This is a genomic window from Rhodococcus sp. EPR-157, from assembly GCF_001647195.1.
GTDB lineage: Bacteria > Actinomycetota > Actinomycetes > Mycobacteriales > Mycobacteriaceae > Rhodococcoides.
On sequence record NZ_LVCV01000384.1, the window covers coordinates 1 to 11680 of the forward strand.

Below are 11680 nucleotides of genomic sequence, written 5' to 3' on the forward strand. Positions count from 1 at the left end.
AAGATTTGCACCATCGGCGTTGACCATCGTCGCAGGCGGTGTCGTGCTGTTCGAGGTGCTTTCGTTGCTCAAGGGCGCGGTGGCGCAGTACCCGGCATACTCGATCGCACGCTCGAACATCGACTCCCTCACCGGAAACGCGTGCGGACTCGCGAACGATGTACTGGTGGAGACCGATCCGAATACTTCTTTGCTGCAACCACTTTCGGGAGGCTCGGATCCCCTGGGCGCCGGCGGAAACGTCGGGTTCACACCCAACGGTGTCGCCTCCGATCTGACCGCAGACGCCGAGGAATCGACCCAGGGCGCAGCCAACTCGGTCACGCCCACCGACGGCAGCACCACCGTCTCGACAAACAACTCGGGAACCGCGGGCGGCACCGAGGCGAACGCCGGCATCAACGGCAGCACCGTGACGCTGCCGTTCGGTCTCGACCCGGCCACCACGCCCGTTCTCGGCAGCTTCGGCAGCGAAGAACCTTCGTCGCTGACGACCGACTGGTACGGACTCCCGGGAGACGGCGACCTGATCGCCATCGCCGCCGCAGGCCGAATCCGCTCGATCGATTCGGACGGGATCGTCACCCCCGGCCAGAGCGTCGAGGTCGAGTACGGCATCCGAGAGGGCGCCGACGTACGGGCGTTGGGACGCGTCATGCCGTCGGACATCGGTCCCGCGCCGTCATGGCGGAATCTGCGCGTTCCTCTCGCGGACCTCCCCGCGGAGGCCGACGCCATTCGCATCGTCGTCGACGATTCCGATCTCGCAGGCAATCAGTGGGCCGCCGTCACGCCTCCGCGCGTTCCGAAAACAGAATCGCTGAACGACGTCGTCGGCTCGGACGCACCCGTGCTGCTCGACTGGGCCGTCGGACTCGCCTTCCCCTGCCAGCGCCCGTTCGATCACCGGTACGGCGTCGCCGAGGTGCCCGAGTACCGCATCCTCCCGGACCGCACCGGCGCCGAGTCGACCAACGCGTGGCAGGACTGGATCGGAGGTGGACCGCTCGGCTGGACCGAGCAGCTACTCGGAGCTCAGACGTTGCCGTCGTATCTGAAGAACGACTACGACCGCGATTGGGGCTCGATCGAGAGATACACACCACTCGACCCGGACGCGACGCCCGCAGAAGTGACCGTCACCGAGGAGACGCGATCGGGATTGTTCAGCCCTGGACCGATCAGAAACGACTGAGCGCCCGGTTTTCATGCCTGGTTCGGTCCGACGGTCCGGACCAGGCATGTGTGCTCGTCTGATCACGCTCGCATAACATCGACAATCGTGCCCGACGCCGTGACAGATTCATCCGCCGTGCCCTCCGTTCCTCCGACGAAGGGTTCACCGGTCGATCTGCGCTCTCAGGTGCGCACGACACGACTGATCGCGATCGTCACGGGCCTTCTCGGCGCCCTGCTGGCGATCCTCACGCCGTTCCTCCCGGTCGTGCAGACCACCTCGACCATTCAGTGGCCCGAAGCCGGAGTCATCGAGGACGTCGACGCCCCTCTCGTGTCGCAGGCAGCCGTCGACTTCTCTGCGACGATCCCGTGTTCGGCCGTCGCGCAGCTGCCGCCACAGGGTGGACTGCTGCTCGCGACCGCGCCGCCCCAGGGTGAGGGTGCTGCACTCAACAGCCTGTTCGTACGCGTCGGCGAAGGCTCGGTCGACGTCCTGGACCGCAACGTGGTCGTGGCCTCCGCACCTCGGGCCGATGTCGAGGGCGCCGGGTGTAGCTCCATCGAGATCGTCTCCAACAGCGACTACACCACCGCCGAGTTCACCGGCTTGACCGACGACCAGGGCGCTGAGCGCGTCGGCCGGCTCGACGGTGACCTCCGGCCCCAGATCGTCGGACTCTTCACCGACCTCACCGGCGCGGCCCCGTCCGGCATGTCGGTCACGATCGACGTCGACTCGCGGTTCTCCTCGAGCCCGACGATTCTCAAACTGCTCGCGATGATCCTCGCGGTCGTCTGCACCATCATCGCGATGGGTGCGCTCGGGCGACTCGACGGCATCGACGGTCGCGGTCACCGACGTTTCTTCCCGTCGCACTGGTGGAAGTTCACCGGCGTCGATTTCACCGTCGTCGGTGCCCTGATCGGCTGGCACTTCGTCGGAGCGAACACGTCCGACGACGGCTACCTGCTCACGATGGCACGGGCCTCCGATCAATCCGGCTACATGGCCAACTACTTCCGCTGGTTCGGCGTCCCCGAGGCCCCGTTCGGCTGGTACTACGACGTGCTGGCCGTGTTCGCGAAGATCTCCACCGCGAGCCCGTGGATGAGACTGCCCGCGCTGATCGCCGGCGTGCTCTGCTGGATGGTGATCAGCCGTGAGGTCGTCCCACGACTCGGCCGTGCCGTCCGCAAGTCGAATGTCGCCCTCTGGACGGGCGGACTGGTCTTCCTTGCGTTCTGGCTTCCGTACAACAACGGGCTTCGTCCCGAACCGATCGTGGCTCTCGGCGCGCTGCTGACCTGGTGCTCGATCGAACGCGCAATCGCAACCGGCAGGCTGCTTCCCGCAGCGTCGGCATTCTTGATCGGCGCCTTCACTCTCGCGTCGGCGCCGACGGGCCTGATGTGTGTCGCTGCGCTCCTGGCAGGTGCACGACCGATGGCACGCATAGTCGTTCGCCGCCACCGCCTCGTCGGCACCCTCCCGTTGCTGGCGCCGTTGGCTGCCGCAGGCTTCCTGGTTCTGGTCGTGGTGTTCGCCGATCAGACCTACGCCACCGTCATCGAGTCGACGCGTGTACGGACGGCAATCGGACCGAGCGAGGCGTGGTACCAAGACTTCCTGCGTTACTACTACCTCTTCGTCCAGACTGTCGACGGTTCCGTCGCCCGTCGTTTCGCGTTCCTCGTGATGCTGCTGTGCCTGTTCTCGACGCTGTTCATCCTGTTGCGTCGCAGGCGCGTCCCCGGCATTGCCAACGGACCAGCATGGCGCCTCATCGGCGTCGTGTTCGGAACTATCTTCTTCATGATGTTCAACCCGACCAAGTGGACTCACCACTTCGGGTCGTACGCAGGGATCGCGGGCGGTCTCGCAGCCCTCACCGCCGTCGCGATCTCGGCGAGCGCGCTGAGGTCGCGGCGAAACAGGACGGTATTCCTCGCCGGGCTGATGTTCGTTCTCGCACTGGCATTCTCGGGCATCAACGGATACTGGTACGTCTCCAGCTACGGCGTTCCGTGGTTCGACAAGACGGTGTCCTTGAGTGGAAATCAATCCAACACACTGTTCCTCATCCTGTTCGGCGCTGCTCTGGCGCTGGCCGGATGGCAGTACCTGCGTGAGGGCTATGCGCCTCCACAGCCTCGCGCCGGAACCGAACGCGGCAGGCGCATCAAGAAATTCGCGGCCGCTCCCCTGACCGTCATCGCCGGACTGATGGTGCTGTTCGAAATACTGTCGCTGGTCAAGGGCGCTGTGTCGCAATACCCGGCCTACTCACTCGCGCGGTCCAATATTCAATCCCTGACCGGCAATTCGTGCGGACTCGCGAACGATGTTCTGGTGGAAGCGAATCCGAACGCGGGCGTACTCGATCCGATTCCCGCGGCCTTCGACCCCGAGACCGGCCCACTCGGTGGGGAAGACCCATCGAACTTCACCCCGAACGGCATCCCCACCGACCTCAGCGCAGACGCTGTGGAAGTCAAACCGGGACAGGGCAATACCGATCAGCAAAGCGTCGGTCCGGCATTCGAGGAAGGCCAGAGTTCGGGCACCGGCGGTGGCATCGGCGCCCAGGGCGTCAACGGCTCGACCGCGGCACTGCCCTTCGGACTCGACCCGGCCACCACCCCGGTTCTCGGCTCCTACCAGCCCGGGATCCAGGAACCGGCGTCGGCGACGTCGAGCTGGTACTCCCTTCCTGAGCGCTCGGACGACGCCCCGCTCATCGTGGTTTCGGCCGCCGGCCGCATCCTCTCGTACGACGACACCGGAGCGCTGACCTACGGACAGTCACTCCTCGTCGAGTACGGAACGCGTCAACCCAACGGATCGGTCGACGTCAAGGGCACCTACCTGCCCCGCGACATCGGCCCGGCACCGTCATGGCGAAACCTCCGCATCCCGATCGCGGACCTGCCAGACGACGCCGACGCCGTCCGTATCGTCGCCAACGACCCGAACCTCACCGGCGACCAGTGGTTCGCATTCACGCCGCCACGAGTTCCGCAGTTGGACAAGCTGAACGACCTGATCGGTAGCGAGCAGCCAGTTCTGCTGGACTGGGCTGTGGGACTGCAGTTCCCGTGCCAGCGTCCGTTCGACCACGAGTACGGCGTCGCCGAGGTGCCGGGCTACCGCATCCTCCCCGACCGTCCCCTGGCCGTCAGCTCCACCGACACCTGGCAGGCCGGCGACAACGGTGGCCCCCTCGGCTGGAGCGAACTCCTCGCCAAGCCGGTGACGGTGCCGACGTACCTGAACCTGGACTGGGCCCGCGACTGGGGGTCCCTCGAGCGCTACGACCCGTACTACCCCCAGGCCGTACCCGCGACCATCGAGACCGGCGAAGTCACCAGGTCGGGCTTCTGGACGCCCGGGAACTTGAGGGTGTTCGACCAGTAGGTCGGTGGGTCGGCCCCCTGATCGCTTGGGTCGCCGGCCCCCTGATCGCTGGGCCGCCGGCCCCCTGATCGCTTGAATGGTCCATCCATACGAACAGATAGCGTGGGTGGTCCATCCAAGCGGTGTCCCGCCGGGCCGTCCGTGCTTCCGCCCTAGCACCCTGCCCCGACATCGCTGAACCTGTCGCGCGGCTTTCACGCAACTTGTCCACAGGCTGAACCTTTGTACACAGGCATTCTGTTTCCCCTGGAGGACGAAGTCGGATCGACGCCGACGCGTGACACCGTCTGCCCATGAAACGAGGACAATGGGCAACACAGCGGGAGATACTCGACGGCGCGGCCGTGAACGGGGTGATCACCCGGAAGGCGCTCCGGGAGTGCGGAGTATCCGACGGATCGATCACGGCCAGGACTGCCGACGACGGCAAGTGGCGTCGAATACTCCCTGGAGTCGTTCTACTGCAGAACGGTAATCCCAATGTAGTACAACAGCTTTCAGCTGCACTCCTGTACGGAGGCGAACAAAGCATGCTGACCGGCGGCACAGCGGTGATGCAGCATGGCTTCGATAGGGTCGGCAGCGACGTACACATCCTCGTGCCATCGACGATGCGCCGGGCGTCCACGTCGTTCGTTCGCGTCGAACGGACGACACGTGTGCCTGATCCAGAGCGCCGGGCAAGATTGCTCGTTGCACCTCTGCCTCGTGCGCTCGTGGACACCGCGCGGTCGTTGCGGTCGACCGAAAGTTGCATTCGCCTCTTCGCTCAGGCGATTCAGCGCGGATCGACAAGTCTCGACGCGATCGTTCGCGAACTGAACGAAGGCCCGAGACAGTACAGTGCCGTCGGATGGATGGCTGCACGGCAGCTCGCCGACGACGCGCACTCCGTTGCTGAAGTTCAGGCCCAGAAGCTCTACGCGACATCAGGTTTGCCCAAGATGGTGCACAATCGCGATGTGTTCGCCGCCGACGGCACCTTCCTGGCACGGCCCGACGGCTGGGTCGATCTAGTTGCGTTCGGTTGGCAGATCGACTCGTTCGCATACCATCTGAGTCCGCCCGATCACGCCAAGACGATGAAGTGTAGGGCGAACATGGAACGGGCGGGAGCGGTCATGGTCTCGCACCTACCGCAGCAGATCAGGGACGACCCCCAGGGGGTGCTGGCCGACCTTCGCGCCGGCTACGAGCGCGCGCTCGCCCGACCGCGCCCCAACCTGCGACTCGGGCCCGCTTGAAAGGCGCACCCACGCTATCTGACCGTATGAATGGACCATTCAAGCGATAAGGGGCCGGCGGGCGAGCGATAAGGGGGGCGGCGGGCCTAGATCGGAAACAGGTGATGCTTCCGAGGATTCTTGAACACCTCTTTGTCCTTCAGCAGCTTCAGCGCCTTACGGAGCTCCAAGCGCGTGCTCGACGGCTCGATGACGGCGTCGATGTATCCACGCTCGGCGGCGACCCAGGGGGTTGCAACGTGCTCGTTGTAGAAGTTGATGAGCTGCTGACGGACGGCGGGTGCGTTTTCGCCTGCTTCGGCCATCTGCTTGCGGCCGATGATGTTGACGGCGCCTTCGGCACCCATGACCGCGATTCGTGCTGTGGGCCAAGCAAAGTTGATGTCGGCGCCGAGCTGCTTGCAACCCATGACCGCGTAACCGCCGCCGTAGGCCTTGCGGACGACGATGGTGACCTTGGGGACCGATGCCTCGATGTACGAGAACAGGAATCGGCCGCCGCGCTTGATGACGCCGACCTTCTCCTGGTCGACACCCGGGAGGAACCCGGGAGTATCGACGAGGAACACCAGCGGAATGCTGTACGCGTCGCAGATACGCACGAAACGCGCTGCCTTGTCGGCACTGTCGGCATCGAGTGCGCCCGAGAGGAACATCGGTTGATTGGCGACGACGCCCACTGAGGTGCCGTCGATTCGCGTCAGACCGGTGATGACGTTCGGCGCGATCTCCGACGACAGTTCGAGGAAGTCGCCGTCGTCGAACAGCCGCAGAATGATGTCGTGCATGTCGTAGCCGGCGTTGTCGGCGTCGGGCATGATCTTGTCGAGCGTCAGATCCGACTCGGTCACCTCGGGTTCGAGCCCAGGGTTGACGATGGGCGGATCTTCCTGGCAGCTCGACGGCATGTAGCTCAGGTAGTTGCGCACCCAGTCGAACGCGGCCTTCTCGTCGACCGCAACGTGGTGCACATTGCCGTACTGGGCTTGCTTGCGTGCACTACCGAGGTCTTCGAGGCTGACCTCTTCGCCGGTGACGGACTTGATGATGTCCGGCCCGGTGACGAACATGTACGCCTCTTCGGTGGCAACGACGACATCGGTGTTGATCGGTGCGTAGACCGCCCCACCCGCGCACTTGCCGAGGATCTCCGAGATCTGCGGGCAGAAGCCGGACAGTGGTTCGTGGCGACGCCCGAGCTCGGCGTACCAGGCGAGCGAGGTCACTGCGTCCTGCACCCGGGCGCCACCCGAATCGTTGATACCGATGACCGGGCACCCGACCTTGATGGCGAAGTCCATGATTCCGGCGACCTTGCGCCCGAACATTTCACCGACAGTGCCACCGAACACGGTCTGGTCGTGCGAGAAGACCGCGACCGGCCGGCCGTCGACTGTGCCGTGACCGGTGACCACGCCGTCGCTGTACAACGCCGAAGCATCGTTCGGTGCACGAACCAAAGCACCGATCTCGACGAAGCTGCCCGGATCGAGCAACATATCGACACGCTCGCGGGCGCTCGGTATCCCCTTCTTGGCGCGTTTGGCGACGCCGATCTCACCCGCCGGTTCCTTGGCAAGTTCGAGGTTGGTCCGCAGGTCGGCCAACTTTTCGGCGGTGGTACCAGTCAAGATCTACTCTCCGGTTCTCAGCGACTCGATCTGCTCGAGCTTCTTCGTCATGTGTGCCGCAATCCGTCCAATGTACGGCTCATCCACCACAGCGAGATGATCGCCTCCGATTTGCACGATCTCGAGATCTTTCACAACGGGCGCCCATCCGCCGTGCTCCTCGCGTGAGCCGTAGGCAGGCTCGAGTGCGATCGCATCATCGTGGTACTTGTCGGCCATGTACAACGTCACATGTCCGCCGTAGGGCATGAGCTCGGCGGTCTGGATCGCCCGATTGTCGAGCCAGGACGTCCGCTGATGCTCGATGATGCCGCCGGGGATCTTGGCACCACTGAGTTTGACGAGATCGGTGATGATGCGGATCTGGCCCTCGTCGTCGGCATCGACGAGCTTGTCGTACGGAATCGGATAGTCGACGTTGTAGGTCTTCTTGGCGAACTGCGCGTACCGCTCCCATCGGCGTCGCACTTCTTCCTTGGTGTCCGGAATCTCGACACCCGGCATGACTGTGTCCAGCAGTCCGACGTATGCCACCTCGATTCCTTCCTCCTCCAATTGCCGCGCGACTTCGTACGCCAGAATGCCGCCGAGCGACCAGCCGACGAACACATACGGCCCTTCAGGCTGGATTGCCTTGATCAGCGGAACGTACTCGGCAGCTCTGACAGAAATCGGACCCTCGACACGCTCGAGTCCGTACATCGGCGTTCCCGCCGGCAACTTACGCAGTAGCGGCTCGTACGCGACGGTCGAGCTTCCGGCCGAGTGAAAGGCGAAGACCGGCGTCGCGGTCGAACCTTCCGGTCGCGGACGCAAATTGCGCACGACACCGTCGATCTCTCCGCCTTCGAGGTGCGGACGCACCTTGTCGGCCAACTGCTCGATGGTCTCCGAGTCGAGCACGTCGTCCAAGGTGATCTCGCCGCCGGCCCGCTCGGTCAGCCGTGCAGCCAACTTCTCGGCGGTCTCGTCGTCGAGAATCGGCAGGATGTTGAAGATGCCCTTTGCCGACTCCTTGGTCACCACGGCCCACGTCGCGAACGTCATACGCTCGGCATTGTCACGGGGAGGAACATCCGAGCCGGCAGCCTCGGCGAACGCTTCCTTGCCGCCCAGATCCGTCTGTTCGGCAGCGGGAGCGGCCGACGGCGCCGGCTGATACTCCGCGCTCGGCGTCGTGACCTCCGGCGAGGCGACGGCCGTGTCGATCGCCTGCTCACGCGCCTGCGCACCGGCCTCGGCCGCCTGCTCGGCCGCCTTTTCGGCAGCCTGCTTGTCGGCGAGTGCCTGAACTTCGTCGCGGTTGTCGAGGGCGTACCGCAGGTACTTCTCGACCTCCAACAGGTTGGCATCTCGAACGGCCTGCAACTGCACCGTCGGGATGTCGAACTCGTACTCGACGCGGTTCTTGATGCGCACGGCGCTCAACGAGTCGAGTCCCAGCTCGATCAGCGGAATCTCGGGCGGCAGATCCTCGGGCGCATAGCCCATGGACTCGGCGACGATAATTGCCAACCGGTCTTCGAGCTTCTGGTTGCCATTGGGATCCCAGCGATCGCCGAAATCTTCGACGACCTCCGGCAACTCCTCCATAGGCGACGAGGAGCGTTCTTCCAGGGCAACAACCGGTTCCGGCAACGGCTCACCCGAGGTGACCACTGCGTCGTGGAGCAACGTGAACGACGAACCTGCGTGTGCGTGGATCTGGACCGACGCACCACCGAGGTGTGAGGTCAACGTCGTCACCAAGGTGCCGGAGGCGGGAATCACGGCGTGCGTGACGGATGCACCGAGCTCGACACCGGAGAATACCTGTGCAGCAGCCGCTTTCACCAGAACATCGAGCGACTCCACGGCGGACGCGTCGACTTCCCAGACGTGACGACCGTCGGGCAACGCGACGCGAGCGCCGGGGATCCGGCCGGACCCGCTTGAACTGACCCGCGATTCGAGCCAGAACTTCTTGCGCAGGTACGCAGTTCGCGGAATCGACGCATAGTCACCGTCGTCGAACAGTGTGGTCAGATCGAGCGCGTGACCGTGAACGTACAGCTGAGCCAGCGCCGCCAGGAACGTCTCGGACTCGTCTTCCTTACGCTTGAGCGTCGGAATCAGAGTCGAATCCGCAACACCCGCCGCCCATGCGGTTGCCGCGACCGACATCAGTGCCACCGGGTTCGGCGCAAGTTCGACGAACGTCGTATGACCATCTCCGACAGCGACATTGACAGCCTGAGTGAACCAGACCGGGTGTCGCATTCCCTTGGTCCAGTAGTCGACGCCGTGAATCGCCGCATGCCCGACGCGATAGTGCGCCTCGCGATCGACCGAGGAGTAGACCCCGGCAGTGAGCTTGCCCGGTTCGATTCCGGCCAGTTCGGCGGCCAGTTCACCGAGCAGCACGTCGACTGCCGCAGTGTGGCCGGCTCCCTTGACGTCGAGCAGACGGGCCATCTTGCCTGCGGCCTCGGCCATCTCGACGAGAGCCTCGACCTCGGCGCGCGGTCCACCGACGGTGGTGTGTGTCGGCGCGGCGTAGACGCACGGCTCGACGTTGGGGAACTGGTCGGTGAGAGTCTTGACCTCGTCCGCCGTGTACTCGACGAGCGCCATTGCGCCCTCGGTAGCCTCGGTGACGCCATCTTGCCCTTCGGCCAGCAGTCGTGAGCGCGCGTAGATGATGCGCACTGCGTCTTCCAGGTTCAGCCCGCCGGCGACGTACGCCGCGGCAACCTCGCCCATCGAATGACCGATCACTGCTGCAGGCTCGGCACCGTGCGCGCGAAGCGTTGCAGCCAAGGCGATCTGAATGACGAAGATGCCGACCTGGGAATTCTCGAACTCGTACGTCTGCGAGTCGTCGAGGATGATCTCCTTGATGGAGTAGCCCGCCTCGTCGATCAGCAGTTCATCGACCTCGTCGACAGCAGCAGCAAAGACCTTGTTGGTCCGGTACAGCGTCGATGCCATCTTGCGGTGCTGGCTACCGAAGCCGGAGAAGACCCACACTGCACCGTTCGACGCCGGCGAATCGGCGGAGAACACACCCTGGCCCGGCTTACCTGCTGCGATGGCACGCAACCCGGTGATCGCCTCCGCCCTCGTCGACGCGAGAACCACAGCGCGCGAACGACCGTGGTTACGCTTGGCGAGCGCACGACCGACGTCCGCGAGAGGCGTCGTGCTGCCTTCTTCGGTCTCCAACCAGTCGGCGAGATCCGATGCAGCGCGCTTGCGGCGCGACGGAAGCGCAGCGGACACCGCAAGAACGACAGTCGCGGGAGCGGCAGGCTCGTCCTCGAGAATCGCTTCGGCCTCCGCAACCGGGTCCGTCGTCTCCACCTCGGGAACGATGTGCTCCGAAGAAACCTCCGAAACACCCTCCACCAGAACGGCATCCGGATCCACTGCATCCGAGTCGAAGCCCAGTTCCGCAGGCTCCACTCCTGCCACCTCGTCGGCGACGTACTCACGCACCACCACGTGGGCGTTGGTGCCACCGAAACCGAAACCGGACACCCCGGCCACAGCCTTTCCGGTATAGCGCGGCCACTCGGCGCCCTCGGACACGACCTTCAGGTGCGCCTTGTCGAAGTCGATGTACGGGTTGGGGCCCACGTAGTTCAACGACGCCGGCAGTCGATTCTGCTGCATCGCCAGCACAACCTTGATCAAACCTGCTGCGCCAGCAGCAGATTCGAGGTGGCCGAAGTTGGTCTTCGCCGAACCGAGCAGCGCGGGCTTGTCCGCGTCGCGGCCACGACCGACGACCCGTCCCAGCGCGTCTGCCTCGATCGGATCGCCGAGAATGGTTCCGGTGCCATGCGCTTCGATGTAGTCCACGCCCGAGGGTGCAATGCCCGCGTCGCGGTACGCGAACCGCAGCGCCTCGGCCTGCGCGTCCGGGCTGGGCGCGAGAAGTCCGTTGGACCGTCCGTCCTGGTTGACGGCAGAGCCTGCCACCACGGCGAGGATGTTGTCGCCGTCGCGCTCGGCGTCCTCGAGCCGCTTGAGAACGACGAGACCGCCGCCCTCGGAACGAATCATGCCGTCGGCGTCCGAGGAGAACGCCTTGATCTTGCCGTCGGGCGCGAGCACACCGGTCTGACCGAATCCGACGGTGATCGGCGGTGCCAGCAGCATATTGACGCCACCGGCCACGGCGAGATCGGATTCACCGGTGCGCAGGCTGCGCACAGCCTGGTGCACGG

At 64.7% G+C, this 11680-nt stretch carries 5 protein-coding genes; 3 read left to right on the forward strand and 2 right to left on the reverse strand.

Annotation, left to right across the window (positions count from 1 at the left end; genetic code table 11):
- From A2J03_RS17440 to A2J03_RS17450, 3 genes are all read left to right on the forward strand, one after another.
- A partial coding sequence (locus A2J03_RS17440) for an arabinosyltransferase C-terminal domain-containing protein (RefSeq protein WP_197480838.1) occupies positions 1 to 1195 on the forward strand: 1195 nt, incomplete at its 5' end.
- A gap of 87 nt (positions 1196 to 1282) precedes the next feature.
- A complete protein-coding gene (locus A2J03_RS17445; RefSeq protein WP_068376286.1) occupies positions 1283 to 4594 on the forward strand; it encodes an arabinosyltransferase domain-containing protein in 3312 nt (1103 codons plus the stop codon).
- 293 nt (positions 4595 to 4887) lie between these two features.
- Entirely contained in the window at positions 4888 to 5838 is a 951-nt protein-coding gene (locus tag A2J03_RS17450) for a hypothetical protein (RefSeq protein ID WP_068376288.1), read from the forward strand.
- A gap of 86 nt (positions 5839 to 5924) precedes the next feature.
- Here the strand turns inward: A2J03_RS17450 and A2J03_RS17455 are convergent, their stop codons facing one another.
- Together A2J03_RS17455 and pks13 are read right to left on the reverse strand one after the other, a co-directional pair.
- Positions 5925 to 7469, reverse strand: a complete 1545-nt coding sequence (locus tag A2J03_RS17455; RefSeq protein ID WP_068376290.1) for an acyl-CoA carboxylase subunit beta — start codon at positions 7467 to 7469, stop codon at positions 5925 to 5927.
- Between the two features lie 3 nt (positions 7470 to 7472).
- Positions 7473 to 11680 (reverse strand): polyketide synthase Pks13 (gene pks13, locus A2J03_RS17460; RefSeq protein WP_068376292.1); only part of this gene is annotated, 4208 nt, incomplete at its 5' end.

Bases quoted from the DNA above. Each gene is read 5' to 3' on its own strand.
- A2J03_RS17450 (WP_068376288.1), top strand. From the start codon at position 4,888: ATGAAACGAGGACAATGGGCAACACAGCGGGAGATACTCGACGGCGCG.